Here is a 23,976-nt window from a genome sequence, read left to right as displayed (position 1 = left end):
GAACTGTCAGGCGCAGTTAACATTGGATGTCTTCGGGCGTCAATAGCCGTCCCCTGCAACACGGAATCCGGGAAACCGATCAAGAATCCCCGGACAGACCGGCGATCAGCCGCTTTTTATGTCGGATGCGAGAAGAAACTCCTTCGGACCGGTCCCAAATACCTCCGATGTCTTGAGATCGTTATCGTCCGTTGACGGTCTCCTGTCAGGTGTGCGAGCCTTTCGGGGCACCCGCACGCGAGTGGCTCCGCGTGCCTTTCGAATCCACCATTCGGGTAGCGGTCGGCGCGCGCTCCTGCGAGCACAGTAAGGAGTCACGGATGCGCCGACTTTTCCTGGCGCTGCTTGGGACGGTCCTGTTAGGGAGCGCGCTCTCCGCCGTGCCGACGGCCGCGAGCGCGGCACCGCTCACGAAGGTCCTCGTCTTCAGCAAGACCGCCGGGTTCCGGCACGACTCGATCCCCACGGGGATCGCCGCGATCCAGCAGCTGGGCGCCGCCAACGGTTTCACCGTGACGGCCACCGAGGACGCGAACCAGTTCACCACGGCCAACCTGGCCCAGTACCAGGCGGTCATCTGGCTCTCCACCACCGGTGACGTGCTGAACGCGACCCAGCAGACCGCGTTCCAGTCGTACATCGCCGGCGGCGGGGGCTACGTCGGCGTGCACGCCGCGGCCGACACCGAGTACGACTGGTCCTGGTACGGCGGCCTCGTCGGCGCCTACTTCGCCAGCCACCCGGCCAACCAGACCGCCGTGGTCAAGGTCGAGGACCGGTCGAACGTGTCGACCTCGCACCTGCCGCAGACCTGGAGCCGCCTCGACGAGTGGTACAACTACCGCACCAACCCCCGTTCGGTCGCCCGGGTGCTCGCCTCGCTCGACGAGTCGACGTACAGCGGCGGTTCGATGGGCGGCGACCACCCGATCACCTGGTGCCAGAACTACGGCGGCGGCCGGAGCTGGTACACCGGCATGGGGCACACCCAGGAGACCTTCGCCGACTCCAACTTCCGGCAGATGCTCCTCGGCGGCATCCAGATCGCGGCCGGGTTCCGGGCGGCCGACTGCCGTCCCGAGACCGGCTACACCCCGCTCTTCGACGGCACCCAGACCAGCCTCGACCAGTGGCGGCAGGCCGGACCGGGCGGCTTCACCCTGGCGAACGGCACCCTGACCTCGTTCGGCGGCATGGGCCTGCTCTGGTATCCGGTGACCCCGTTCGCCGATTACTCGCTCAAGCTCGACTGGATGATGCCGGGCGACGACAACGGCGGCGTCTTCATCGGCTTCCCCGACCCGAACGGCGACCCGTGGCAGCCGGTCGACACCGGTCACGAGATCCAGATCGACGCCACCGACGCCGACCCGACCCGGACCACCGGCAGCGTCTACAGCTTCCGGGCCCCCGACACCGCCCTGCGCGACGCCGCGCTGAACCCGCCCGGCTCGTGGAACGCCTACGAGATCAGGGTGACCGGCCAGCGCGTGGAGATCTGGCTCAACGGCGTGAAGATCAACGACTACACCAGCACCCGGGCCATCCAGAACGGCCACATCGGCGTCCAGAACGACGGCGCCGGTCTCGACATCAACTACCGCAACATCCGCGTCAAGGGTGAGACGACCCAGCCGCCGGCGACCGACCTCGCCCGGGGCAAGACCGTCACCGCCTCCAGCGTCGAGGCGGGCAGCGCCCACGTGGCCGCCAACGCGGTCGACGGCAACACCGCAACCCGCTGGGGCTCGGCCTACGCCGACCCGCAGTGGATCACCGTCGACCTGGGGGCGTCCTACAACGTCAACCGGGTGCGCCTGAACTGGGAGGCCGCCTACGGCCGCGCCTACCGGGTGGAGGTCTCCCCCGACAACACGACCTGGACGACCGTCTCCACCCAGACCGCCAGCGACGGCGGCGTCGACGACCTGACGGTCAACGGCACCGGCCGCTACGTGCGGATCTACGGCACCCAGCGGGCCCTCACCCAGTACGGCTACTCGTTGTGGGACCTGAACGTCTACGGCACCCCCGCCTCCGGCGGCCCGGCGTTGCTCTCCCGGAGCCGCCCGGTGACCGTCTCCAGCGTGGAGCCCGGCAGCGCCCACACGGCCGCCAACGCGGTCGACGGCAACACCGCCACCCGCTGGGGCTCGGCCTACGCCGACCCGCAGTGGATCACGGTCGACCTCGGCCAGACTCGCACCATCTCCCGCGTGCGCCTCCAGTGGGAGGCCGCCTACGGCCGCCAGTACCGCGTGGAGACCTCCCCGAACAACAGCACCTGGACGACCGTCAGCACCCAGACCGCGAGCGACGGTGGCGTCGACGACCTCACGGTCAACGGCACCGGCCGCTACGTGCGGGTCTACGGCACCCAGCGGGCCACCGCCTGGGGCTACTCGCTCTGGGAGTTCGACGTCTACGGCTCCTAGGAACACCTGAGCGGCCCCCCTCGTCTTGCGGGCGAGGGGGGCTTCCCCTTGTGCCCTGGACACGGATCGGCCCCCCTCGTCCCGTGGACGAGAGGGGCCTCACTCCCGGTCTAGAAGCCGGCCGTGATGCGGGTGAAGTCCCAGTTGGCCTGGGCCACGCCCGAGCAGGTGTCGTTCAGGGCGCCCGAGCAGGGGCGGTCGCGGTTGACCGACCAGAAGGCCAGCCGGCCGAGGCCGCGGGCGCGGGCCCAGTCGCGGATCTGGGTCCAGGTGGCGACCGTGGTGATCTCGCTGTTGTCGGAGTAGCCGTTCATGCCCGAGATGCCCATGCGGGCGTAGGCCTGCGCGTCGGTGTAGCCCCAGAGGGACTTGAGCTGGTTCTTCAGGCCCTCGGAGGCGCTGACCGTCGCGTTGTAGATGTTGGAGGCGCCGAAGTTGAACGGCATGAGGGTGTAGTTGTCGATCGGCACGTTCAGCGCGCGGGCCTGCTGGAGGAAGCGGGCCTCGGCGCCGGCCGGGCCCGACTGGCTCGTGCCGATGGTGACGACGACCCGGACGTTCGGGTTGTTCTGCTTGATGATCTTGATGCCGTTGAGGATGCGGTCCTGGACGGTGTAGTTGCCCATCTCGTCGGTGTTCTCGACGTCGAAGTCGACCACGTTGGGGCCGTGGGCGTTGATGACCTGCTGCACGGCGCCGGCGAAGGCGGCCGGGGTGGAGCAGTTCGGGCCGAGCTTGTTGCCGGACCAGCCGCCGAAGGAGATCTGGACCTGGCCGCCCGCGGCCTTGATGGCGTTGATCGTCGACTGGTCGGTGCCGCCGGTCAGGGGGCGCTGGCCGTCCCAGCGCGGCACGCAGCCGCCGCCGGACAGGATGAAGGCCATCGTGAAGGAGCGCACACCGGTCTGGCTCATGATCGAGGTGGCGCTGGGCGGGCTGCCCCAGCCGAGGTAGAGGTAGGGCGTGCCGGGGAACTTGGCCGGGTTGCCCGGGTCGGGGTCGGGGTTGCCGCCGCCGGTCGGGAGGGTCCAGCGCTGGTTGGCGCCGGCGAAGCAGTCCCAGATCTGGAGCGGGGTGCCGTCGGCCGAGGAGTTGCCGGTGGCGTCGAGGCACTTGCCGAGGGCGCGCAGGGTGCCGTCGGCCTGGGGGGTCCAGTTCTGCGCGGCGCTGCCGTTGCAGTCGTAGAGCTGCACGCGGGTGCCGTTGGCCGTGCCGGCGGCGGCGACGTCGAGGCACTTGCCGAGGGCGCGGATGGTCTGGCCCTGGCCGGTCGTCCACTGCTGGGCGTTGGTGCCGTTGCAGGTGTAGAGCTGGACGGTGGTGCCGTTGGCGGGGTTGGCGGCGGCGACGTCGACACACTTGCCGCCGATCCCGGTGATCTGCCCGACCGCCGCCTGGGCGGGGGCCGCGACGACACCGGTGAGCACGAGCGCGGCGGCGCTCAGCACGGCTCCGGCGCGCAACAGTAAGCGGAGGCGCATGGGGGGTCTCTTTCCGACGAGCGAGTACGAGGAGAGGAGAGCCCGGCCGTTGCTTCTCCTCTTAAATTAACTCGGATGGAACACCCTCCTACAGACCCTTGTCAATAGGAAAGTTTCCGAATTAATTCACCCACCGATGGCCTTCGGAATCCACTGAGCTGCGGGAATGCGCTCTCCTGTCATCACCGCCCATCGAGAGTGTGGAGAAGTCTGGTCACTTCGGCCCGCCACAGGCTGTCGGCCGGGAACCACCTGGACCGTTCCGACAAGGCGCGGGCGGCGTGGCCGGCGGCGTCCGCCCGGGCCCCTGTCCGGGCGATCACCACCCACGGCCGCCCCGGATCCGCCCCGCCCCACCACGGCCGGGACCGCACCGCGAACAACCCGGCCGCCAGCCGCGCCGCCCGCTCCGCGTCTCCCGGCCGGTCGGCGGCCAGGTGCGCCTCGGCGGTGAGCAACGCCGCCCGGATCTGCCGCCCCGCGTCGAGCGGCCCCCCGAGCGACACGCAGGCCTCGGCCACGGTCAGCGCGTGCGCCACGGCCTCCGCCACACTCCCGCCCCCGGCCCGTCCACCCGTAGCCCGTCCGGTCCCGGCGGTCGGTCCTGGCCCGTTCTCCCGTGCCGCCTTCGCCGCCGTCCCCTGCCCGGCTCCGGTCGCCGCCAGGCGGGCGGAGGCCTCCAGGGCGCGGGCCTCCCAGGTCAGCACGTGGTGGCCGCCCAGGACGGCGGCCCGGCGGCCCGCCTCCTCGGCCGCCAGTTCCGCGGCCTCCGCGGTGGTCCGGCGGGTGTCCGGTTCGAGCAACGGCAGGGTCAGGAGGGTGACGGCCAGGTCGGTACGGGCCACGCCGGTCCAGTGGTCGTGGTGGCCCAGGGTCTCGCGGCGGCGGGCGAGTTCGGCGCGCTGGGCGGTCAGGGCCCGCCGCAGGTCGTCGGGGCGGGCCCGGCGGGCCAGCCACCGCAGGTGGCCGCTGGCGATCTCCATCGTGACCGGGTCGTGGGGGCCGAGGGAGACCTCGGCCTCGGCGTGCACGGCCGACCAGGCGGCCACCGTCTCGTCGACCTGGCGGGTGCGGCTCAGTTCCCGTTCGGTCGCGGCGGCGATGCGCAGCGCGATCGGGTGGGAGGCGCCCAGGTGGGCGCGGGCACCGGCGAGCAGGTCACCCAGCTCGGCCGCGGCGGACGGGCCGCCCGCGCGCACGATGGCGCGCAGGCGGGCGATCCACGAGCGGTCGGCCGGCTGGGCCGCCCCGTCAGGCCGCGCGGGGGCCGTTGTCACGTTCCCGCCCTTCTGTCCTGACGGTCCGGCGCAGCGCGTCGGCGGCGGCTTCGAGCAGGTCGGCGGCGGCCGTGCGCTGCGGCGGGTCGAGCCGGGCCGACAAGACCGCCACGACCGCGTCGGCGAGCGCGGGCAGCGGCTCGCCGGCCCGTTCCACGACCGGGATCCGCGACTCCAGCGCGGGCCGGACCCCGTCGAGGACCACCTCCGCCGGCACGTGCAGCCCGCGTGTCGCGTCGATGACCACGTTCTGCAGGAGGCAGAAGACCTCGCGCGCGGTGGCCCGGCGGCCGAAGACCGTCATCAGGTCTTCGACGGCGCACACCGGAGGTTCCAGCTTGGTGGCGCGCAGCAGGCCCGGATGGTCGGCCGCGAAGTCGGCCACCGCCAGCACCAGCCCCTCGGCGGCGGCCATCCGCCCGCCCGGTCCTGACTCCAGCATCTGTAGCCAGCTATCGCGATAGGGCCAGAAAGACCAGACCACGGTCTCGCGCGCCAGCTCGGCCAGCGCGTCGACCCGCCCGAAGCAGTCGGGCAGGTCCTCGCCGTAGGCCGTCGCCAGCGAATGACGCGCCCTCGGCCCCACGACCGTGTACAACGTGCTGGTCGAGCCCCCCGACACGTCCAGCACCTCTTTGCCGACCCGGCCACCGGCCTCGGCCACCTCGTGGCAGGCCGCGTAGTAGACCGTCCTGGTCGCCCAGTGGCGTTGTGCGTGGCGGCTCCCCTGCACCAGGCGTTCCCGCCAACGGGCGGCCACGCTCCGGCGAGATTCCGTGAGTACGTCGGCCACGACCCCTCCCACCCGTATGGACATATTCGAATTGTCGACAGAAGACTACAGCTGACTTAAGTGGATTTCACGACCTGATTGCTTTTGGTGGCATTGGTGAGGATGTTCACCAGGCGTTCCCTGCGGAAAGACAGCCGATCGGCCAACACGGAGGCACCCGGGCCGAACCGTGCAAAAGTGACATGAATAGGATGCAATCCGACCTGCACGGAAAGGCACCACGTGACTCCCCCAGCTCGCCGCGGCGGCGCGATCATCACAGCACTGGCCTCGGCGGGGATCGTGGTCTCGGTGATGCAGACCATCGTCATCCCGATCGTGCCCGAGCTGCCGCGCTACCTCCACACCGACGCCGCCTCGGTCACCTGGGTGCTGACCGCCACCCTGCTCGCGGGCGCCATCGCGACCCCGCTCACCGGGCGGCTGGGCGACATGTTCGGCAAGCGGCGGCTGCTGCTGATCTGCCTCGGGCTCCTGGTGATCGGATCGGTGGTGGGGGCGCTCAGCTCCTCGCTCGTGCCGATGATCGTCGGCCGGGCGCTGCAGGGCTGCGCGGCCGGGGTGATCCCGCTGGGCATCAGCCTCATGCGCGACGAGTTGGCCCCCGAACGGCTCGGCTCCGCGATGGGCCTGATGAGCTCCTCCCTCGGCGTCGGCGGTGCCCTCGGCCTCCCGGCCGCCGCCGCCATCGCCCAGAACGCGAGCTGGCACCTGCTGTTCTGGGGCGCCGCCGGGCTGGGCCTGATCGCCATGGTCATGGTGTGGACGCTCGTACCGGAGTCGAGCGACCGCAGCGGCGGCCGGATCGACTTCCCCGGCGCGATCGGGCTGACCGCCGGGCTGCTGTGCCTGCTGCTGGCCATCACCAAGGGCGGCGACTGGGGCTGGGGCGGCCCGCTGACGCTGGGCCTGTTCGGCGCGGCCCTGGTGATCCTGGCCGTGTGGGGCGTCTACGAGCTGCGCCGCCCCGGGCCGCTGGTCGACCTGCGCACCTCCGCGCGGCGTCCGGTCCTGCTCACCAACATCGCCTCGATCGCGATCGGCTTCGCCATGTACGCCCAGGCGCTCGCCATCCCGCAGCTCCTCCAGCTGCCCGCCGCCACCGGCCACGGGCTCGGCCAGTCGATGCTCGTGGCGGGCCTGTGCATGGCGCCCGGCGGCCTGGTCATGATCTTCGTGTCGCCCCTGTCGGCCAAGTTGTCGGCCTGGAAGGGCGCCAAGGTCTCGCTGATGACCGGCGCCCTGGTCTTCGCGGCCGGCGACATCGCCGCGTTGTGGCTGCTGAGCGCCCCCTGGCAGCTCATCGTGGTCAGCATGATCACTTCGACCGGCATGGCCCTGGCGTTCGCCGCCATCCCCGCTCTGATCATGGCGAACGTCCCGCACACCGAGACCGCCGCCGCCAACGGCCTCAACGCGCTGATGCGCTCGGTGGGCACCTCCACCGCCAGCGCCGTCGTCGGCGTGGCGCTCGCGCACATGACGCAGCCGTTCGCCGGAACCCTCGTGCCGACCCTCGACGGCTTCAAGCTGACCTTCGTCCTGGGGGCGGCGGCCGCCATGCTGGCGGCGCTGATCATGGTGTTCGTCCCCGGACGCCGGCGGCCGGTGGCGTATGCCGCCCCCACAAAGGAAGCGGCCGGTATGGGGGCCGGCCACGTTCACCGGCCTTCATAACCGGCATATGGTCCTCGTGAGCGGGGGATGTGGCCCAGAAGGACACATCACCCGATCACACAGCGAGGACCACGATGGATCCGCTTCTACCCGCCATCCAGCAGATGATCGACGCCACCAACCGGGGAGACGGCGACGCGCTCCTGGGGGCGTTCGCCGAGGACGCCGTCGTCAACGTCTTCGGCCGCACGTTCGAGGGGCGCGACCGCATCGCGGAGTGGAACGCACAGGAGCTCATCGGGGCCCATACCGAGATCGTGGTCACGGGGGCGCGCACCACGGGCGAATCGACCACGGTGGCGGTCACCGTGTCCGGCCAGGGTTACAACGGGCCGGGCACCCTGACCTTCCGCACGCACGACACCCTGATCGACCGGCTTGACGTCACCTGACGGACACATCGGTCAAGCACCACGAAAGGGTGGTGCAAGCGGAGGGTCTATCACTTGTTCACGTACGCGATGAAACGTACGAGAAGGAGCGCGGATGGCCCACGAGGGGGACCGCCAGGGACAGGGCACGGCCCTGGCGGCCGGGGAACACGCACTGCACGCGGAGGGGGATCTGCGGGCGGCCCGCCAGTGGTTCGAGCTGGCGTGGCGGAAGGCCGAGGGCGACGGCGACCACGAGGGGATGGCGCGGTCGGCCCTGGGTCTGGGGGGCGTCTGGGTGCACGAGCACCGCACCGCCGAGGCCGAGTCGACGGTGCGCACCCGCCAGTGGCAGGCCCTGGCCGCCGCCGACCCCGGCTCCGACCTGGCGCGGCGGCTGCGCGTCCGGCTGGCGGGTGAGGAGGACTACCGCCAGGGCGCCCATGAGGCGATCATGCTGGAGCTGGCCGAGGCCCGGACCGCCGGCGAGCCGGTCGCCCTGGTCGAGGCGCTCAGCCTCGCCCACCACTGCCTGCTCGGCCCTGACCACGGCCAGACCCGGCTCACGCTGGCCAAGGAGCTGATCGGGCACGCCGGTCGCACGGGCCGCCCGGGCGACACGGTGATGGGGGTGATGTGGCGTACCGTCGACCTGTTCTTACTCGGCGACCCGCACGCCGAACGCGGCCTGCGGGAACTGGAGGCCCTGCTCGACCGGAGCCCCCACCTGGCGGCCGGGTTCATCGCCAGCGCGATCCGGGTGATGCTGGCCATCCGCCAGGGCCGGTTCGCCCACGCCGAGAACCTCGCCACCGCCAGCGCCGAACGCGGCACCGCCGCCGGCGACCGCGACGCCGCGGGCTGGTACGGCGGCCAGCTCGGCACCATCCGCTGGTTCCAGGGCCGCATCGCCGAACTGACCGAACTGATGCACGACCAGGCCGACTCCCCCGTGCTGAGCGCGATCGACAACAGCTACTTCGCCGGCCTGGCCATCGCCGCCGCCACCGCCGGGGAGCACCGCCTGGCGGCCGGCATGCTGGCCCGCATCCGGGGCCGCGACCTGGCGGCGCTCCCCCGGTCGAGCTCCTGGCTCTACACCATGTACGGCGTCGCCGAGACCGCCCACCTGCTCGGCGACGAGACCGCCTCGGCCGAGGTCTACGACCTGCTGAGCCCGCACGAGGGCAGCCCGGTCATCGCCAGCCTGGGGGTCACGTGCCTGGGCTCGGCCCACCACCCGCTCGGGGTGGCCAGCCTGACCATGGGCCGCCTCGACCGCGCGATCGGGCACTTCCGGTCCGCCGTCCGCGACAACCTGGCCCTCGGCCACTGGCCCGCCACCGTGTTGTCGCGCTGGCGGCTCGGCCACGCCCTGGCGCTGCGCCACGGCCTCGACGACGAGGGCGCGCTGCGGGAGCTGGACCTGGCCACCAAGGAGGCCGCCGAACTCGGCATGGAACTCCCGCAGCCGGTCCACCGCCGCTCCCCCGGCCCGTCACCGGCCTCGACCCGCCGCCACGGCCGCCACTGGCGCCTGGACCTCGGCGGCCGCTCGGTGCTCGTGGAGCACAGCGTCGGCATGGGCCACCTGGCGGTCCTGATCGCCAACCCGGGCCGGGAGGTCCCGGCCGCCGACCTGGCCGGCGTCCCCGACCAGCCCCCGGATCAGCCGGTGCTCGACGCCACGGCCCGCCGGGCCTACGAGACCCGGCTGGCCCGCCTCCAGGAGGCGATCGAGGAGCGCGAGGCGCTCACCGACACGGCGGGGGCGACGGCGTTACGCGCCGAACACGCGTGGCTGGCGGCCGAGCTGGCCGCCGCGACCGGGCTGGGGGGCCGGTCGCGCGCGTTCGCCGGCGACGGCGAACGGGCCAGAGTGGCGGTCGGCAAGGCGATCCGCCGGGCCCTGGCCCGGATAGAGGAGCTCGACGAGGCGGTGGCGGCGGAGCTGCGGGCGACGGTGAGGACGGGGGCCCGGTGCAGCTACCAGCCGCGCTGAGCCAGGGTCAGACGATCTGGCCCACGTGGGCGAGCGCCTGCTTCAGCAGGGTGCCCTGACCGCCGGTCATCTCCTGCTGGACGATCGGGGAGGCCGCCTCCTCGGGGGTGAACCACTCCAGGTCGAGGGCGTCCTGCCGGGGCGCGCAGTCGCCGGCGACCGGGACGATGTAGGCCAGCGACACCGCGTGCTGGCGCGGGTCGTGGTAGGGGGTCACTCCCGGGGTGGGGAAGTATTCGGCGATGGTGAACGGCTGGGGCGACAGCGGCACCCGGGGCAGCGCGACCGGGCCGAGGTCCTTCTCCAGGTGCCGCAGCAGCGCGTCGCGCACCCGCTCGCCGTAGAGGACCCGTCCGGAGACCAGCGCGCGGCTGACGGTGCCGTCGGCGCCGATGCGCAGCAGCAGGCCGACGTGGGTGACCACGCCGTTGTCGTCGGCGCGGACCGGCACGGCGTCGACGTAGAGGATCGGGAGGCGCTCGCGCATGAGCGAGAGCTCCTCGGGTGACAGCCAGCCCGCCGCGGTTTCGGTCATTTCGGTCATCGCTCGATCTTATCCGGGTCGCGGAACGACAACCCGGCGGCGGTCAGCGCCTCGGTGAGGACGCGGATGCCCTTGGGCCCCATCCCGTGCAGCGCCAGCAGCTCCTTGGCCGTGAACCGGGTGACGTCCTCCAGGGTGCGGCAGCCGGCCCGGGCCAGCGCCCCGTTCGCGGGGCGGCTGATCGTGGGGAGTTCGGTCATGGTCGCCGATCCTAGGAGACACGCCAGAGCGTGGCGTTGGCTCCGGGGTCGTCGGGGTCCCCTTCCGGCGAGGTGAACCCGGCGCCCCACACCTGCGAGGTGCCCGGCCGGCGCGCCACGGCGGCCAGCGACGCGTCAAACCCCTTGGGCCGGGGCAGCGGTGTGCTCTCCCAGCTCGTGCCCCTGACCTGCCAGAAACGCGGGTTCCAGCCGCCCTGCGCGATCCAGACCCCGCCCTTGCCGTCCGGCTCGGCCTCCGTGTACTGCTGCCCCTGCGCCGCCCCGAGCGACATCCGCCACCGGGAGCCGTTCCAGTGCACGGCCAGCGGCCGGGAGAAGGTGACGTCGTCGCCCTCGGCGTTCGCCCCCTCCCAGGTGACCCCGCCGACGGCCCACACGTTGCGCGCGCTGACGACGGCGACGTCGATGAAGGTGGCGGTGGCGTCCTCGGTGGGCAGCGGGATCTTGGGCAACGTCACCTTGCGCCAGGCCTTGCCCGACCACTGGAAGACGCCGCTCCCCGCGGCCCAGACCTGACCCCCTCCGGCGTCCACGGCCTGGGCGCTGCCGGGGACGGGGTGGCGTTTCCACGACGACCCCGTCCAGCGCCGCGAGGTGTTCCCGCCGACGGCCCAGACCTCGCGGGCGGAGACGGTCTCGGCGTCCGCGGCCAGGAACGTGCCAAGCGACCACGACGTCCAGGCGCGCCCGTTCCAGGCGTAGGCCCGGTTGGGCCCGAAGGCCCAGACCCGGCTCCCGGAGGCGGTGACCGCCGACAACTCGGGCAGCCGTCCGGGCAGCGTCTTGCGCGCCTTGCCCTTGAGCGACTGCACGAACCCCTGGCGCCGCCCGTTCACGGACCGGTGCCCGGCGGCCCAGACGGTGCCGTCGGCCGTGACCGCGACGTCGGCGAACACGTCGTCTCCCGGGGAGTGGACGACCTGGGCGACCTGCCAGGGAGAGGCGGATGCCGCCAATAAGACCGCGATGATTGCGCGCATCCGTCCACAATATTTCCCCATGACCCTGAACGGTGCTCTTCTCCTGCCGGACGGCACCCCGGTCCGCGGCCGCGGACTCCGCCGTCCGCTGCCCTCGGGCCCGCTCCCCGACTTCGGCCTGTACGTCGTGGGCCGCCCCCCGCAGGTGCCCTGGCCCTCCGAATGGGTGCGCTGGCCCGACTTCTGGCTGCCCTCCGACTCCGCCCGCGCGGCCACGGCGATCCGCGGCCTGTACGACCGCGCCGCCGCCGGAGCCGACGTCGAGGTGGCGTGCGGCGGCGGGGTGGGCCGAACCGGGACGGTGCTGGCCTGCCTGGCCACGCTGACGGGCCTGGGCCCGGACGAGGCGGTGGCGTGGGTGCGGGCCAACCACCACCGGAGGGCGGTGGAGACCCCGTGGCAACGCCGCTGGATCCACCGCTTCGCCGCCTCCCTATAGGAAGACGACCTCGGGTTCCTCCCGGCCGTGCAGCAGACGATCGGGACGGACCGTCAGCAGCCGGACCGGATACCCCAGGTCGGGCATCTCGTGGACCCGGCCGGAAGGGGCGTGGAAGCCCATTCTCATGAGGAGCGTGTCCTGGCCGTGGGCCGTACCGGCCAGCACCCAGGCGAGTTTGCGGCCCAGCCGGACCGCCACGACCGCTCCGGCCAGCACCAGCCGGCTGCCCACGCCGGCGTGCCGGTGCTCCGCGCCGACCAGCCAGCGTCCGCCTTCGAGCACATCGGCGGCGGTGAGGCCCGCCTCGGTCAGGATGTCGGCCGAGCGCGGTTCGAGGGTGAGCACCCGGCTCGGGTTCAGGTCCTCCAGCGGGGCGAGCCGGGCGCACCCGGCGAGCCCGCCGTCGGGGGTGCGGGCCAGCAGGTGGTGGGCGGGCCCGTCGTGGACGTCGTGGTCGAGCCCGGACGGCAGCCCGAAGGACCTGAGCACCTCGCTGCGGAACCCGACCAGCTCCCGCTGCCAGGGCCGCCCGCCGAACTCGCCGTCCGGCGGGTGGACCTCGAAGGTCATCATGCCGACCCCACGGCGAGGTAGACGGGCAGCGCCATGAGGAACTCGTCCCTGCCGGCGGCCTCGCGCAGCGCCGAGAACCACGCGCCGGGGGCCGGGACGAGCCGTTCGTCGAGCACGGGGATGACCGCCGCCGCGTCCGCCAGGTCGGTCGACACGCCGAGGAACGCCGTGACCTCGACGGTCGTGAGGCCCTGGCGCACGAGGCGGCGGCGGAGGGTACGTCCCATCGACGGGTGGGGCACCACCGTGCGGAAGACACCGAGCACCTGGTCGGCGAGGTCGTCGTCGACCCCGTCGACCACCAGGCCGGTCCAGTCGACGTCGACCAGGCAGATCCGGCCGCCGGGGGCCAGCGCCCGCACCAGGTTGCCGACGACCCGGTCGGGGTCGGGGACGTGCTGGAGCACCCGTTCGGCCCACACGACGTCGAAGGCGCCGGGCCGGTGGAGAGCCGCGAGGTCTCCCGTCTGTGCCGTGATGCCGGGGATCTCGGCGGCCACCGCGACCATCGCCGGGTCGGCGTCGATCGCGGTGACGTGCGCGCCGAGGCCGGCGAACCGGGCGGCCATGTCGCCGGGGCCGCAGCCGGCGTCGAGCACCCGCTCCCCCGGGCACACCTTGACCAGTTCGACGCCCCGGTCCCGGATCGTCCTGACCAGGGCGTGCCGGGAGACCCGGGCCAGATAGTCGCGCATGTCCCGACCGTGAAACACCGCCATGTGGCGCTCCCGTGGCTGTATCCGGCTGACGAGTCGAGCGTGACAACGGGGACACCAACCGGCAAGGACCGTTCCAGTCAGGCATTCCTCTCTAAAAACGACAAATCGGTAACTGTGCGCCCCGCGTCACCAGTCGCGGGTGGCGATGAGTTCCTCGACGTCGGCGTCGTCGAAGCCGTAGGCGGAGGCGACGATCCAGAAGTCGTCGGCGATCCACTCCCGCGCGGCGGTCTCGATCTCGCTCCCCGCTTCGTGGAACTCCTCGTCGAGCGTGTTGAACTCGTCGGTCGCCGCGTGGGTCAGCGTGTAGAGGGCGGCCAGGTCGGCGGGCCGCTCGGCCTCGATGCGGTCGCACAACCGCAGCAGGATCGCCCTGCCCCTGTCGACGAGGTGATCGGGGAAGTAGTCGTCGCGGTACATGCCCGCGAGGAACGGGTGGGCGGCGATCTTCGGGTTGACGGGCATGCGGGCTCTCCTGCTCCGGACGCATCGATCAGGCGGTGCAGATCCTGCCGCGCCCCACCGACAATTCCGCCGTCACTCGCTCTCGCGGTAGGTCGCCGCCCGGAACAGGAACGACGCCCACGACCGGAACGGACGCCACGTGTCGGCCAGCCTCTTGAACTCCTTCGGCGGCGTGTCCTCCGGCAGCCCGTAGGCCTCTCGGAGCAGCGCGAACAACCTCGGCTCGTCACCGGGGAAGGCGTCGGGGGCGCCCGCGCCCCGGATCAGGATGAGCCCGGCGGAGAACGGCCCCACCCCCGCCAGCGCGCGCAGCTCCGCCAGCGCCTCCTCCGGCGGCACGCTCCGCAGGTACTCGGTGGTCAGCACCCCGTCGAGGGCCGCCCTCGCCAGGCCCCTGATCCACTCCTCCTTCTGGGCGGGCAGCCCGAACCCCTCGGCGTCGACCAGGCTGATCGGCGGCGGGAAGACGGCGTGCTCGGCGTCGTCCACGACGATCCGCGCGCCGAACCTCTCGGCGATGCGCCCCTTCAGGCTCCGCGCGACGACCATCGACGACCGCTGCACGATCACCGCCCAGACGGCCGCCTCCCACGGCGTCCAGAAACACACGGGCCGCAGGCCCGGATGGGCGGCCCGCAGGTCCTTCAGCACGGGGTCGGCGTCCGCCACCCGCTCGAAGCCGGTCCCGTCGACGTCGAGCGACAGGATTCTCGCCACCTCGCCGCGCAGGGCGGGCCCGGCGGGCCGGGTGGTCTCGGCCCGCACCCCGCCGGGGGCGGCGGTGACGGCGACCCCCACGGGCCTCCAGTCGTGTTCGGCGCAGTAGGCGAAGCGCAGGGTCCCGCCGTCCGACGGAAGCGTGCTCGCCGCCGGCCACTCCTCGACGAACCGCAGCGTGGCGGCGAAGTCGAAGGCGCCCCGGGCGGTCAGCGTGAATCCGTGCGTGGTCATCTGCGCATCGTAGGGGCACGGCGAATGTGCGTTTCTCCATGTTCGCCGGGGCCTCCCGGCACGATGACGCGGTGCGTCGGGAGTGCGGCGTACAAGAGGAGCGGCCATGGCCGTGGCGTGTTCGACAGCAGACTCCACCCCCAGGCCCCGGGAGCAGCAGTCCGGCGGCTTCTCCTGGACGGGCACCCGGTCCCTGCTCGTGACCGACTGGCCGGCGGTCCACGTCCACGACACCGGCGAGTTCGGGGCCGCTGCCGTCACCGCCCTCGACGCGGCCTCCGAGCCCGACGCCTCGGTCGCGCCGGCCGACCGCAGCACCCGGCTGGTCGCCGACGTGCGGCTGCCGGGCGGGCGCTGCGATTGTCGTCGGGGCCGCTCGACCCGGCGGCGCTGCACGCGCTGACGCTCCTGGTCGGCCGCCCGCCGACTGGGGCGACGTCGCTTCCCGAGGACCCCGGTCAGGGTGGCGACGACGGCCCCTGGTCGGTTCACTCGGACTGGTCGGCCGCGTCCATCGGCGGCGACGGCGACGTCAGCTTCACCGTCGGCTGACCGCGCTGTAGTTCTGCCCGACGGGCCTGCCCGGGACGGGCCGGGCGATCAGCGCGACCGGGATGAAGAAGCAGATCTGGCCGATCGCGACGGTGAGCGTCCAGAGGGCGTGGTCGTCGTAGAGTTCGGCCGCCCGCGCGAACAGCTCGTCCGGCACGAAGGGGCGGGGCGCGAGCACCGCCTCGACGAGTTCCAGCGCGACTCTTTCGGCGTCGGTGAAGCAGGGCGCGTCACGCCACGACGCCACGGCGGTGATGCGCTCCTCCGTCTCCCCCGCCTCGCGGAGGTTCCGCGTCTGGCGGAGGGCGTGATAGGTGCTCCCGGCCAGTTGCCCGGCACGGAGATGCACCAGGTAGACGGTACTGTCGGGGATCGTGCCGTTGTGGACGGCCTTGGACATGCCGGCGGCGATCGCCCCCATACCGGGGAAGTAGCGCATCGGGTCGGGCAGCCGGGACTGAAGTTCGGTCATGGTCACCTCGACGACGTGACGGCGCCGAATGTGAGGCCTCACATCCCGGGCGGCTGTCTCGTCGAGTGGGGTGAAGGGGGCGACGTGACAGAACTGAACGAACGACGACATCTGATCAACCTCTCCTACCGGCTCCTCGGCTCTCTGGCGGACGCGGAGGATGTCGTACAGGAGACCTATGCGCGCTGGTACGCGCTGCCACCCGACCGGCAGCGGGCCATCGTGTCACCGGGGGCGTGGCTGACCACCGTGGCCAGCCGCATCTGCCTCGACCTGCTGGGCTCGGCCCGGGTCCGGCGCGAGCGCTACGTGGGCGAGTGGATCCCGGAACCGGTGCCCGAGCAGCCCGGCGACCCGGCCGACCGGGTCACCCTGGACGAGTCGGTCAGCATGGCCTTCCTCGTCGTGCTCGAATCGATGACCCCGGCAGAACGGGTCGCGTTCATCCTGCACGACGTGTTCTGCCACTCCTTCGCCGAAGTGGCGGAGATCGTCGGCCGCAGCCCGGCCGCCTGCCGCCAGCTGGCCTCCTCGGCCCGCCGCCGCGTCGCCGCCGTGCCGTCGGTGCCGGCGACGGACCGCGCCGACGTGGTCAGGGCCTTCAAGCGGGCGTGGGAGGCCCACGACATCGAGGCACTCATCGCCCTGCTCGACCCCGGCGTGACGGTCACCGCCGACGGCGGCGGCCTGGCCGACGCGGTGCTGCGCCCGATCGAGGGCGTCGACCAGGTCGTCCGCTACGCCGCCGAACTCGCCGGAAAGCTGCCCGACCTGACCCTCGTGGAGCGCACCGTGAACGGCCAGCCCGGCCTGGTGATGCGCCAGGACGGCGTGACGGTGACGGTCCTGGCCTTCGACGTGGCCGGAGATCTGATCACCCGCATCTGGGCGGTCCGCAACCCGGAGAAGCTGCGGCCATGGTGACGAACGTCCTGATCGCCGTGCGGACACTGGTGCTCTTCATCGCGCCGATCACCGCCGGCCTGCTGCTGACCACACCGAGCGGGCTCGCTCTGCACAGCGCGTCGGCGTACACGATGTTCACCGTCGCGGTCGTCCACGTGATCGTGACGATCGTCCAGTGGCGACCGCTCGGGGGCTCGCCACAGCCGATCCTGTACGCCGCCCTCTTCCTCGCCCTGACACTGGTTCAGGTGGCTCTGGGGATCGCGGGGGTGGCGGTGGCCCACGTGCCGCTGGGGGTGCTGATGTTCGGCCTGAGCCTCGTCCAGCTCAGCCGGGCCAGAACTGAACCAGGTAGGCCTCGTCCGGAGCGTCCGGCCTGAGGATCCGGAAGCTCCAGCGGCTCTCCGTCCGGCCCAGATGGAGGTAGGCGACGCACTCCAGCCCGTAGACGCTGCTCACGCAGATCTCGGCCGACTCGAAATAGACGACGCCGGCACCCGCCTCCCACCAGTCGTCGGGCCACTCGGGGACCTCGTCCCCAGGAGGCGGTGACCTGGATGCAGTTGTCGATCACCTCGGGCCAGGAGTCGTCCGCCGGAGACTCCTCACCGTCGAACCCGTCCACGTCCTGGATGTAGAACATGCCCTCATCGAGCCCGATCAGGTTTTCGCCGCTGTCGAGAAGGTCCTTCAATGTCCAGGTCGGTCGTGGGTCCACGCGCTGGTGTATCAGTAACTCCGCTGGCTCTGCACGTTGAGTTCGGTCATCTTCACGCTCTTGGCCGGGTCGGTCAGCGGGTCGTTGATCTCCAGGATGTCGAGCCCCTTGGTGATGTCGCTCGAATAGATGAACCCGTTGTAGTAATAGGCCGACCACGACCCGCCCAGGCTCAGCCCCGCACGCAAAGGCCCGCGCTCGAAATAGCCGATCTCCCGCGCGTTCTCCGAATCGGTGAAGTCCCACACCGAGACGCCGCCCTGATACCAGCCCTGGACCATGATGTCCTTGCCCTTGACGGGAATCAGCGATCCGTTGTGCGCGACGCAGTTCTCCTCGCCCGTCTGCACCCGCGGGATTTTGAAATAGCCGCGCCGCTCAAGGGTGTTCTCGGGCGTCAGGTCGTAAATGGCGTTCGCGCCCTCCTGCACCCCGGTCGCCTTGTCGCAGGTCGCCGAGGTCCCGCCGCCGAGTTCGTCGCTGAATACCAGTTTCGTGCCGTCGTTGTTGAAGGTGGCCGAATGCCAGACGGCGAAATTCGGGTCCTGTACGACCTGGAGGACCCGCGGCAACAAGGGATTGGAGATGTCCATCAGCACGCCGTCGCCGAAACAGGCCCCCGCGGCGAGTTTCCGCTCCGGATAGACGGTCACGTCGTGGCAGCCCCGCGGCTCCTCGTACTCCGAGCCCTCGGTGACGGGCCGCTCCCCGAACACCGGCGGCCGGGCGGCCACCCGGGCGGTCTCGGGGGCGTCCACCGGCACCTCGATGACGTCCATGGCGGAGTGCGGCGGCGGGCAGGTCGTGGAGTCGGGGACGGGCCCGGAGGAGGCGACGTAGACGTACACGGTCTTGTCGCCCGGCAGCACCGCATGGGTGTGCGATCCGCATTCGGTACGAATTGAGGTCACGTACTTCGGCCGCTTCTTGTCGGAGACGTCGAAGATGCGCACGCCCTCCCACGCCCCGGCGGCGCCTTCGTCCGAGTCCTTGGAGACGCACGATTCGTTGTCTCGGGGGAAGTCGACGGAAAGGAACAGCAGATCCCCGGTGACCGAGATGTCGTTCTGGCCGCCTTCGCAGACCGTACGGGAGACGACCGAGGGTTTCTCCGGGTCGGAGATGTCGACGATCGTGAACCCGGCATAGTTTCCGACGAACGCGTAATCGCCCTGAAAGGCGAGATCGGTCCCCCACGCCTCGTCGCCGTCGAAAGGCGCCTCAAGAGGGACGTTGGCGACGACCCGGATGTTGTCGCTGTGATCGATCTCGTCGACCGCCAGCACGGGCGCCGCCGAGGAGGCCGCCGCCTGCGGGGACGCCTTGGGAGGCGGAGTGTCACCGCCCGGAGAACACCCGGTCGCTAAGAGGGCCACCACCAGGACGCAGAAGATCCGCCTCATGGGGGAACGCTATGGCACGGATGGCCCGTTTACGTGGGGAATGCGTAACGGTTTCACGAGCTCCAGAGCATGTTGGACAGCTCTTCGTCGAGATCCATGAAGTCGACCTCACGCCCGGCCGGCACCAGCTCGTAGGTCCGGTGGAGGAACTCGGTCAGCGGCGCCAGCGGCACCTCGAACAACGCCTGCCCGAACGGCGAGGTCAGGCTGATGTGGAGCGTACGCTCCCCGTCGGACCGGGCCGGCCACACCTGGACGTCGCCGTCGCCCACCCGCCGGACGATCCCCACGGTCAGCAGTTCGCGCGCGAAGATCCATTCGACCGGCTCGTCGTTCCCGACATGGAAGGCCATGCGGATGGCGTAAGGGTCTTCGGCCGTGTAGCTCAACCCCGCCAGCAGCGGGACGGTCGTGCGGTCTGGGACGACAAGCCGAAGGCCCAGCTCGGCAGAGACGGTGGTGCTGTTCATCGTCAGCCAAACCTTTTCGTCGTCGGGACCCCCTGCGGGGCTTTCACTGCTCAGACGGACCACGTCCCGAGCTATGACGCGGAACGAAGAAACCTTGCAGGGAAGATTCCGCCGTCCGGCCGTTCTGTAACGCACAGCACAGCCAGACATTTTGGCATCTACCTGCACAAACACCATAACCGACCCGGTGTTTGCGATGGTTTTGCGTGTCCTCCGAGACGTGGATGGGCTTCAGGTGGTGCTTATTGGTCGAGTGTGGAGCATCACGATGCTATGCCAACAGACCGCCACGCCGCCCGTTCCTGGAGAACCTTTCGATGACGATGCGGGGACAGACCTGAGACACGGCGGGGACTCCAGGGGTCGGACGGGCCTCGACTCGGGCTTCGCTTCGCGTGGAGGGGGTGGAGTGCGGTATGGTTCTTGCTGTCGGACCCCGCAGGGGAACGATCATCCCGGGCGATTAGCTCAGCGGGAGAGCGCTTCGTTCACACCGAAGAGGTCACTGGTTCGATCCCAGTATCGCCCACTCTGGAGAGGGAGACCTTGGTCAGCGGCTTCGCCGCTTTCCCGGGTCTCCTTCGTCGTTTACACGGGGGGACGACCCCCCGAACCCCCGATACGAGAGGGCTTCGCCCCCTCGCGCTCCCCCCGGTCCGCTCTCGCGGCCCTTTCGTCGCTGGCGCTCCGGGTCGCTTCGCTCCTGGCGAAGGGCTCCGCCCCTCCCGCTCCCTGGAACTCCTCGCTTCGCCCGGCCCGTTGGCTCCCCAAACGAAGTTCTGGCATGAGATGGGACGGCTCGGTGGCCCTGATCGCCGTACGAGCGCTCAACGTCAATGGCTTTGGGAACTGAGGTGCTTCGCGATTGTGTCGTGCCAGGAGCGCATGAAGGCCGAATAGCCTTCGGCGAATGCCTCGAGTTCAGCTTGGGCGGGTTCCGTCAGAGCGGTGAGGTCGTATGTCACCGTGACTTCGGTGATCTGCGCCGATGCGGGGGCAAGGGTGACGGTTACGGTGCCGGCGCGGTGTCCTGGGGTCAGTCGAGCGTAGGACATCATCTGGCCGCGTCGCCGCTCCAGGACGACCCAGGTGGTGGCGTCTCCGTCGGCGTGTGTCTGGAACACGGTGCCCGGGAGGGTGTCGTCCTGCTCCCCCATCGGGTCGGGGAACACCGGATCCCAGCCATCGACCCACGCGCGCTCACCGGCCGGAGTGAACAGGTGGAAGGCCTCCTCCGGCGGGAGGGCTACCTCGAAGCTGCCCGTGAGATGGCATCGCGTTTTCATTTCTCCTCCAGTTTGTGGGCGTCGGCGACGGTGAGGGTCAGCCCGTACACCGACTTCAGTTTGTCGATCTGGGCGATGGTCTCCGGCCCGAACGGCACCTTGCCCTCGAACGCGTGCAGCACGATCCCTTCGACGAGATCCCCTAGGGAGATGTCCAGGTATTCGGCCAGTCCCTTCAGGACCTTCAAGGTGTTCCGCTCGATGCGGAGACCGGTCTGAGCACGCTCGATTTGTACCATGGTAACAATGTACCAAGATCGGCGATATGCGGCCAGTCGTCGACGGTCGAATGCTCATCTACGCAGCGGCGGTGTGAGCCCGGCCTCTTGGGTGGGGCACGATGGCGCGGTGGGCGGTCTCGATTTCTTCGCCGATCTGGTGATCACGGGCACGGTGCTCGGGTTGGACCAGACGAGCGGGCGGGCAGCCGTGGAAGCTGCCCTCGATGGGGAATGCGGTGGAGCGGTGGCCGGCGGCGGTGCCTCCCGTGGCCGAGGTCGCCCGGCTGTGCGCCCAGCGGCCCGTCGATCCCGGTGGCATCCGGCTGGCCCGCCGGCTTCGAAACCAGATCCACGCCGTCGAGCCGTTCCTGGGTCTTGTCATGCCCGCGACCGAGGTCCGCGCCTGGGGCGAGGTCAAGGCCGCCCTGCTCAGCGAGGGGTGAACGGCGTGGCGTCCCGGTGGCCTCCCTCGGGTCGGCGACGATCTTGGGGGAACCCATCATGGAGGCTGCTCGTGGACGTCATCGGCGCCGGTTTCGGGCGGACCTGCACGCTTTCCCTCAAAGCGGCCCTCGAACAACTGGGCTTCGGCCCCTGCTATCACATGGCCGACGTCGTCGAAGATCCTCGCCGGGTCCGCCAATGGCTGGAGGTGGGCGACGGCAGGACCACGGACTGGGACACGATCTTCCAGGGTTTCAGGTCGGCCGTCGACTTCCCCGCCGTCTCCTACTGGCGGGAGCTGATCACCCACTATCCCGAGGCCAAGGTCGTGCTGACCGTCCGTGATCCCGACCGGTGGTACGAGAGCGCCCGGGACACGATCTTCCATCGGGCGGTCGAGAACGACGAGCCCGATTCCCGGTGGCAGCGGTGGCTGCACCGGATGATGTTGCGGCGGGTGCCCGAGATGGCGTTGTTTCCCCAGATGGCCAAGGCCACCGTCGCCGATCGGGTGTTCGGGGGACGGCTGGACGACCGGGAGCACTGCATCGAGGTCTTCCTTCGCCACAACGAGGCGGTGAAGGCGGCGATCCCGGCCGATCGGCTGCTCGTGTACGAGTGCCGGGAGGGGTGGGGGCCGCTGTGCCGGTTCCTCGGGGTGCCGGTTCCCGACGTGCCCTTTCCGCACGTCAACGATCGTATCCAGTTCAACCGCCGGCGGCCCTGGCTGGAACTGAGGCGGCTCGTCCTCGGGCGGCGTCGGTTGGGAGGGTGATGGTGAAGACCGCTCCTTCGCCGGGGGCGCCGCCGACCGTCAGGATTCCGTCGTGGCCGTCGACGACCTCTTTCACCAGGGCCAGGCCGAGGCCGTAGCCGGTGCCTCCGGTCACGTGGCGGGCGAACAGGCGGGCCGGGTCTCCGGGGGCCAGGCCCTCGCCGTCGTCGGCGACCGTCAGGCTGACGCGGTCGGCGGCCGAGGCCAGGGTGATGGTGATGTGGCCGCCGGGGGCGGTGTGGGTCAGGGCGTTGTCGACCAGGGCGGACAGGACGCGGCGGAGGGCGGGGGCGGCGCCGCTGACGACCGCCGGGGCGGGGTCGCGGTGGACTTCGATCGTGACGCCGCGGGCCTGGGCGCGCGGTGACTCCGCCTCGGCGAGTTCCTGGGCCAGCAGGGCCAGGTCGACCGGGCGGCGGAGGCGGTCGCTGAGCAGCAGGTCGTCGACGACCTCCCCCAGTTCGCGGGTGCCGTTGACGAGGCGGTCGACGTCCTCCACCGGGAGTTCGCCGCGTCGGAGGCGGATCGAGACGAGCTGGGCCCTGGTGTGCAGGCGGGCCAGGGGGGTGCGCAGTTCGTGGCTGACGTCTTCGGTGAAGCGGCGCTGGCGGGCCAGGGCCTCGCCGAGCGGGGCGATGGCGCGGCAGGCGATGAGATGGGCGATCAGCACGGCGGCGAGCAGCGCCACGATCTCGGCGGCGATCAGGGTGTGCAGCAGGCGGCTGCGTTCGGAGACCTGGTAGCGCAGGTCGAGCGCGGCCTGGCGGATGACGTCGCCGCGGCGTTCGGTCCGGATCAGGTACTCGAGGCCGCCCAGTTCGACCCGGTCGACGCGGACGCCGCCGTCGCGGGCGACGGACCTGATCCCGGCACGCCACGGGAGGGCCTCGGGCGCGCCCGGGGAGCGGCGGATGACGTCTCCCTCGGCCTCGACCAGCCACAGGCAGGGCGGCGGGCTGGTGAGCAGGGCGCGTTCGACCCCGGCGCGGACCTCGCGGCGGGCCGCGGCGTCCTGCTGGCCGACCATCACGCTGTAGACGAGGGCGCCCATGATCAGCAGGAGCACGGAGATCGCCCCGGCGGTCCGCAGGGTCACCCTGCGGCGGGCGCGGGTCAGCAGCGCGTTCACAGGCTGCCCAGCCGGTAGCCGACGCCGCGGACCGTGCGGACCACGCCCGAGCCCAGTTTGCCGCGCAGGTAGTAGACGTAGGTGTCGACGATCGACTCCGTGGTGGCGCCGTCGAAGACGCCGCGGCGCAGCGACGCCCTCGTGTGGACGTGGCGGGGGCGGACGGCCAGGGCGCGCAGCAGGCGGCACTCCTGGCCCGAGAGGGGCACCTGCGCTCCGTCGGGCAGGTGCACCGCCTGGGCGCCCAGGTCGAGCCAGGCGCGGCCGAGCGGGAGCAGTTCGGCGTGGTCGGCGTGGCGGCGGTGCAGGGCGCGCACGCGGGCCAGGAGTTCGTCCACCTCGAAGGGTTTGACCAGGTAGTCCTCCGCGCCGGCGTCGAGGCCGGTCACTCGGTCGTGCACGGTGCCGAAGGCGGTGAGGAAGAGCGCCGGGACGGTGACGGCCCGGCGCCGGAGTCGGCGGAGCAGGTCGAGGCCGTCGAGGGCGGGCAGCCCCCGGTCGACGACCATGACGTCGTAGGCCCGGCTGAGCGCCAGGTGGAGGCCGCGTTGTCCCTCCAGCGCGTGGTCCACCTCGTAGCCGTGGTCGGTGAGGATCTCGACGAGGAGCGCGCCGAGTTCTCGGTCGTCTTCGATGAGCAGCAGCCGACGTGCCACGGAACCAAGTTGT

At 71.2% G+C, this 23,976-nt stretch carries 28 protein-coding genes and 1 tRNA gene; 12 read left to right on the top strand and 17 right to left on the bottom strand.

Annotation, left to right across the window (positions count from 1 at the left end; genetic code table 11):
• The first annotated feature begins 320 nt into the window (after positions 1 to 320).
• Positions 321 to 2,435: a ThuA domain-containing protein gene (locus QSK34_RS35435; protein WP_285590878.1), complete on the top strand. Its 2,115-nt coding sequence runs from the start codon at positions 321 to 323 to the stop codon at positions 2,433 to 2,435.
• Between the two features lie 110 nt (positions 2,436 to 2,545).
• On the opposite strand, the gene QSK34_RS35430 is transcribed toward QSK34_RS35435, so the two are convergent.
• The 3 genes from QSK34_RS35430 to QSK34_RS35420 form a co-directional block, all read right to left on the bottom strand.
• Positions 2,546 to 3,916, bottom strand: coding sequence for a ricin-type beta-trefoil lectin domain protein (locus tag QSK34_RS35430; protein WP_285590876.1), 1,371 nt, complete (start codon positions 3,914 to 3,916; stop codon positions 2,546 to 2,548).
• A gap of 182 nt (positions 3,917 to 4,098) precedes the next feature.
• Positions 4,099 to 5,193, bottom strand: a complete 1,095-nt coding sequence (locus tag QSK34_RS35425; RefSeq protein ID WP_285590874.1) for a hypothetical protein — start codon at positions 5,191 to 5,193, stop codon at positions 4,099 to 4,101.
• A complete protein-coding gene (locus tag QSK34_RS35420; protein ID WP_285590872.1) occupies positions 5,168 to 5,986 on the bottom strand; it encodes a hypothetical protein in 819 nt (272 codons plus the stop codon). The genes QSK34_RS35425 and QSK34_RS35420 overlap by 26 nt, the downstream gene beginning before the upstream one ends.
• Before the next feature lie 222 nt (positions 5,987 to 6,208).
• Between QSK34_RS35420 and QSK34_RS35415 the strand changes: the two genes are divergently transcribed.
• The 3 genes from QSK34_RS35415 (at position 6,209) to QSK34_RS35405 (ending at position 10,036) form a co-directional block, all read left to right on the top strand.
• Positions 6,209 to 7,663: an MFS transporter gene (locus QSK34_RS35415; RefSeq protein ID WP_285590870.1), complete on the top strand. Its 1,455-nt coding sequence runs from the start codon at positions 6,209 to 6,211 to the stop codon at positions 7,661 to 7,663.
• Positions 7,664 to 7,737: 74 nt separating this feature from the next.
• On the top strand, positions 7,738 to 8,055 hold the full coding sequence (locus QSK34_RS35410) for a nuclear transport factor 2 family protein (RefSeq protein WP_285590868.1): 318 nt from the start codon (positions 7,738 to 7,740) through the stop codon (positions 8,053 to 8,055).
• Between the two features lie 94 nt (positions 8,056 to 8,149).
• The gene (locus tag QSK34_RS35405; RefSeq protein WP_285590866.1) at positions 8,150 to 10,036 is read left to right on the top strand and encodes a hypothetical protein; all 1,887 of its coding nucleotides are present in this window, start codon (positions 8,150 to 8,152) and stop codon (positions 10,034 to 10,036) included.
• A gap of 7 nt (positions 10,037 to 10,043) precedes the next feature.
• Here the strand turns inward: QSK34_RS35405 and QSK34_RS35400 are convergent, their stop codons facing one another.
• Genes QSK34_RS35400 through QSK34_RS35390 form a run of 3 tightly spaced genes read right to left on the bottom strand, consistent with a single transcriptional unit; the run spans position 10,044 to position 11,781 of the window.
• Positions 10,044 to 10,580 (bottom strand): NUDIX hydrolase family protein, encoded by a 537-nt coding sequence (locus QSK34_RS35400; protein WP_202610891.1) that lies wholly within the window; start codon positions 10,578 to 10,580, stop codon positions 10,044 to 10,046.
• Complete coding sequence (locus QSK34_RS35395; protein WP_285590864.1) at positions 10,577 to 10,780, bottom strand: helix-hairpin-helix domain-containing protein; 204 nt, start codon at positions 10,778 to 10,780, stop codon at positions 10,577 to 10,579. The genes QSK34_RS35400 and QSK34_RS35395 overlap by 4 nt, the downstream gene beginning before the upstream one ends.
• Positions 10,781 to 10,791: 11 nt before the next feature.
• Positions 10,792 to 11,781 carry a hypothetical protein gene (locus QSK34_RS35390; protein WP_285590862.1) on the bottom strand — a complete coding sequence of 330 codons (990 nt, stop codon included), beginning with the start codon at positions 11,779 to 11,781 and terminating at the stop codon, positions 10,792 to 10,794.
• 19 nt (positions 11,782 to 11,800) lie between these two features.
• Between QSK34_RS35390 and QSK34_RS35385 the strand changes: the two genes are divergently transcribed.
• Complete coding sequence (locus QSK34_RS35385; protein WP_285590860.1) at positions 11,801 to 12,220, top strand: protein-tyrosine phosphatase family protein; 420 nt, start codon at positions 11,801 to 11,803, stop codon at positions 12,218 to 12,220.
• On the opposite strand, the gene QSK34_RS35380 is transcribed toward QSK34_RS35385, so the two are convergent.
• The 4 genes from QSK34_RS35380 to QSK34_RS35365 all read right to left on the bottom strand — a co-directional run bounded on the left by QSK34_RS35380 (position 12,215) and on the right by QSK34_RS35365 (position 14,931).
• Complete coding sequence (locus QSK34_RS35380) at positions 12,215 to 12,796, bottom strand: GNAT family N-acetyltransferase (RefSeq protein ID WP_285590858.1); 582 nt, start codon at positions 12,794 to 12,796, stop codon at positions 12,215 to 12,217. The two genes, QSK34_RS35385 and QSK34_RS35380, sit on opposite strands and share 6 nt — an antisense overlap.
• Positions 12,793 to 13,491, bottom strand: coding sequence for a methyltransferase domain-containing protein (locus tag QSK34_RS35375; protein ID WP_285590857.1), 699 nt, complete (start codon positions 13,489 to 13,491; stop codon positions 12,793 to 12,795). Before QSK34_RS35375 ends, QSK34_RS35380 begins: the two co-directional genes overlap by 4 nt.
• 150 nt (positions 13,492 to 13,641) lie before the next feature.
• Positions 13,642 to 13,980 (bottom strand): DUF5713 family protein, encoded by a 339-nt coding sequence (locus QSK34_RS35370; RefSeq protein WP_285590855.1) that lies wholly within the window; start codon positions 13,978 to 13,980, stop codon positions 13,642 to 13,644.
• 72 nt (positions 13,981 to 14,052) lie between these two features.
• Positions 14,053 to 14,931: a DNA-3-methyladenine glycosylase family protein gene (locus tag QSK34_RS35365; RefSeq protein ID WP_285590853.1), complete on the bottom strand. Its 879-nt coding sequence runs from the start codon at positions 14,929 to 14,931 to the stop codon at positions 14,053 to 14,055.
• Positions 14,932 to 15,037: 106 nt separating this feature from the next.
• On the opposite strand from QSK34_RS35365, the gene QSK34_RS35360 reads away from it, so the two are divergent.
• Together QSK34_RS35360 and QSK34_RS35355 are read left to right on the top strand one after the other, a co-directional pair.
• Entirely contained in the window at positions 15,038 to 15,334 is a 297-nt protein-coding gene (locus QSK34_RS35360; RefSeq protein WP_285590851.1) for a hypothetical protein, read from the top strand.
• Positions 15,292 to 15,483, top strand: a complete 192-nt coding sequence (locus QSK34_RS35355) for a hypothetical protein (RefSeq protein ID WP_285590849.1) — start codon at positions 15,292 to 15,294, stop codon at positions 15,481 to 15,483. The genes QSK34_RS35360 and QSK34_RS35355 overlap by 43 nt, the downstream gene beginning before the upstream one ends.
• On the opposite strand, the gene QSK34_RS35350 is transcribed toward QSK34_RS35355, so the two are convergent.
• On the bottom strand, positions 15,470 to 15,955 hold the full coding sequence (locus QSK34_RS35350; RefSeq protein ID WP_285590847.1) for a carboxymuconolactone decarboxylase family protein: 486 nt from the start codon (positions 15,953 to 15,955) through the stop codon (positions 15,470 to 15,472). The two genes, QSK34_RS35355 and QSK34_RS35350, sit on opposite strands and share 14 nt — an antisense overlap.
• 84 nt (positions 15,956 to 16,039) lie before the next feature.
• On the opposite strand from QSK34_RS35350, the gene sigJ reads away from it, so the two are divergent.
• Together sigJ and QSK34_RS35340 are read left to right on the top strand one after the other, a co-directional pair.
• Positions 16,040 to 16,879 (top strand): RNA polymerase sigma factor SigJ, encoded by an 840-nt coding sequence (gene sigJ, locus QSK34_RS35345; protein WP_285590845.1) that lies wholly within the window; start codon positions 16,040 to 16,042, stop codon positions 16,877 to 16,879.
• Positions 16,873 to 17,241 (top strand): hypothetical protein, encoded by a 369-nt coding sequence (locus QSK34_RS35340; RefSeq protein WP_161483824.1) that lies wholly within the window; start codon positions 16,873 to 16,875, stop codon positions 17,239 to 17,241. The genes sigJ and QSK34_RS35340 overlap by 7 nt, the downstream gene beginning before the upstream one ends.
• A gap of 349 nt (positions 17,242 to 17,590) precedes the next feature.
• Here QSK34_RS35340 and QSK34_RS35335 read toward each other — a convergent pair whose 3' ends face one another.
• The gene (locus QSK34_RS35335; protein ID WP_285590842.1) at positions 17,591 to 18,982 is read right to left on the bottom strand and encodes an LVIVD repeat-containing protein; all 1,392 of its coding nucleotides are present in this window, start codon (positions 18,980 to 18,982) and stop codon (positions 17,591 to 17,593) included.
• A gap of 53 nt (positions 18,983 to 19,035) precedes the next feature.
• Entirely contained in the window at positions 19,036 to 19,452 is a 417-nt protein-coding gene (locus QSK34_RS35330; RefSeq protein WP_030455469.1) for an SsgA family sporulation/cell division regulator, read from the bottom strand.
• 457 nt (positions 19,453 to 19,909) lie between these two features.
• On the opposite strand from QSK34_RS35330, the gene QSK34_RS35325 reads away from it, so the two are divergent.
• A tRNA-Val gene (locus QSK34_RS35325) sits at positions 19,910 to 19,981 on the top strand.
• Between the two features lie 304 nt (positions 19,982 to 20,285).
• Here QSK34_RS35325 and QSK34_RS35320 read toward each other — a convergent pair.
• Positions 20,286 to 20,738, bottom strand: a complete 453-nt coding sequence (locus QSK34_RS35320) for an SRPBCC family protein (RefSeq protein ID WP_285590840.1) — start codon at positions 20,736 to 20,738, stop codon at positions 20,286 to 20,288.
• On the bottom strand, positions 20,735 to 20,977 hold the full coding sequence (locus QSK34_RS35315; protein ID WP_161483820.1) for a hypothetical protein: 243 nt from the start codon (positions 20,975 to 20,977) through the stop codon (positions 20,735 to 20,737). The genes QSK34_RS35320 and QSK34_RS35315 overlap by 4 nt, the downstream gene beginning before the upstream one ends.
• Positions 20,978 to 21,183: 206 nt before the next feature.
• On the opposite strand from QSK34_RS35315, the gene QSK34_RS35310 reads away from it, so the two are divergent.
• Both QSK34_RS35310 and QSK34_RS35305 read left to right on the top strand, forming a co-directional pair.
• Positions 21,184 to 21,402, top strand: coding sequence for a hypothetical protein (locus tag QSK34_RS35310; protein WP_285590836.1), 219 nt, complete (start codon positions 21,184 to 21,186; stop codon positions 21,400 to 21,402).
• A 71-nt stretch (positions 21,403 to 21,473) separates the two neighbouring features.
• Entirely contained in the window at positions 21,474 to 22,178 is a 705-nt protein-coding gene (locus QSK34_RS35305) for a sulfotransferase family protein (RefSeq protein WP_285590834.1), read from the top strand.
• Here the strand turns inward: QSK34_RS35305 and QSK34_RS35300 are convergent.
• Entirely contained in the window at positions 22,111 to 23,307 is a 1,197-nt protein-coding gene (locus QSK34_RS35300) for a sensor histidine kinase (RefSeq protein WP_285590832.1), read from the bottom strand. The genes QSK34_RS35305 and QSK34_RS35300 overlap by 68 nt on opposite strands.
• Entirely contained in the window at positions 23,304 to 23,963 is a 660-nt protein-coding gene (locus tag QSK34_RS35295; protein WP_202610890.1) for a response regulator transcription factor, read from the bottom strand. Before QSK34_RS35295 ends, QSK34_RS35300 begins: the two co-directional genes overlap by 4 nt.
• Between the last annotated feature and the right edge of the window lie 13 nt (positions 23,964 to 23,976).

Source organism: Herbidospora sp. NBRC 101105, from assembly GCF_030269205.1.
Classification (GTDB): domain Bacteria; phylum Actinomycetota; class Actinomycetes; order Streptosporangiales; family Streptosporangiaceae; genus Herbidospora; species Herbidospora solisilvae.
This window is presented reverse-complemented; position numbering and strand designations above follow the sequence as displayed.

Bases quoted from the DNA above. Each gene is read 5' to 3' on its own strand.
- QSK34_RS35435 (WP_285590878.1), top strand. From the start codon at position 321: ATGCGCCGACTTTTCCTGGCGCTGCTTGGGACGGTCCTGTTAGGGAGC.
- QSK34_RS35430 (WP_285590876.1), bottom strand. From the start codon at position 3,916: ATGCGCCTCCGCTTACTGTTGCGCGCCGGAGCCGTGCTGAGCGCCGCC.
- QSK34_RS35410 (WP_285590868.1), top strand. From the start codon at position 7,738: ATGGATCCGCTTCTACCCGCCATCCAGCAGATGATCGACGCCACCAAC.
- QSK34_RS35405 (WP_285590866.1), top strand. From the start codon at position 8,150: ATGGCCCACGAGGGGGACCGCCAGGGACAGGGCACGGCCCTGGCGGCC.
- QSK34_RS35400 (WP_202610891.1), bottom strand. From the start codon at position 10,580: ATGACCGAAATGACCGAAACCGCGGCGGGCTGGCTGTCACCCGAGGAG.
- QSK34_RS35395 (WP_285590864.1), bottom strand. From the start codon at position 10,780: ATGACCGAACTCCCCACGATCAGCCGCCCCGCGAACGGGGCGCTGGCC.
- QSK34_RS35390 (WP_285590862.1), bottom strand. From the start codon at position 11,781: ATGCGCGCAATCATCGCGGTCTTATTGGCGGCATCCGCCTCTCCCTGG.
- QSK34_RS35385 (WP_285590860.1), top strand. From the start codon at position 11,801: ATGACCCTGAACGGTGCTCTTCTCCTGCCGGACGGCACCCCGGTCCGC.
- QSK34_RS35380 (WP_285590858.1), bottom strand. From the start codon at position 12,796: ATGATGACCTTCGAGGTCCACCCGCCGGACGGCGAGTTCGGCGGGCGG.
- QSK34_RS35375 (WP_285590857.1), bottom strand. From the start codon at position 13,491: ATGCGCGACTATCTGGCCCGGGTCTCCCGGCACGCCCTGGTCAGGACG.
- QSK34_RS35370 (WP_285590855.1), bottom strand. From the start codon at position 13,980: ATGCCCGTCAACCCGAAGATCGCCGCCCACCCGTTCCTCGCGGGCATG.
- QSK34_RS35365 (WP_285590853.1), bottom strand. From the start codon at position 14,931: ATGACCACGCACGGATTCACGCTGACCGCCCGGGGCGCCTTCGACTTC.
- QSK34_RS35360 (WP_285590851.1), top strand. From the start codon at position 15,038: ATGGCCGTGGCGTGTTCGACAGCAGACTCCACCCCCAGGCCCCGGGAG.
- QSK34_RS35350 (WP_285590847.1), bottom strand. From the start codon at position 15,955: ATGACCGAACTTCAGTCCCGGCTGCCCGACCCGATGCGCTACTTCCCC.
- QSK34_RS35340 (WP_161483824.1), top strand. From the start codon at position 16,873: ATGGTGACGAACGTCCTGATCGCCGTGCGGACACTGGTGCTCTTCATC.
- QSK34_RS35335 (WP_285590842.1), bottom strand. From the start codon at position 18,982: ATGAGGCGGATCTTCTGCGTCCTGGTGGTGGCCCTCTTAGCGACCGGG.
- QSK34_RS35330 (WP_030455469.1), bottom strand. From the start codon at position 19,452: ATGAACAGCACCACCGTCTCTGCCGAGCTGGGCCTTCGGCTTGTCGTC.
- QSK34_RS35320 (WP_285590840.1), bottom strand. From the start codon at position 20,738: ATGAAAACGCGATGCCATCTCACGGGCAGCTTCGAGGTAGCCCTCCCG.
- QSK34_RS35315 (WP_161483820.1), bottom strand. From the start codon at position 20,977: ATGGTACAAATCGAGCGTGCTCAGACCGGTCTCCGCATCGAGCGGAAC.
- QSK34_RS35310 (WP_285590836.1), top strand. From the start codon at position 21,184: ATGGGGAATGCGGTGGAGCGGTGGCCGGCGGCGGTGCCTCCCGTGGCC.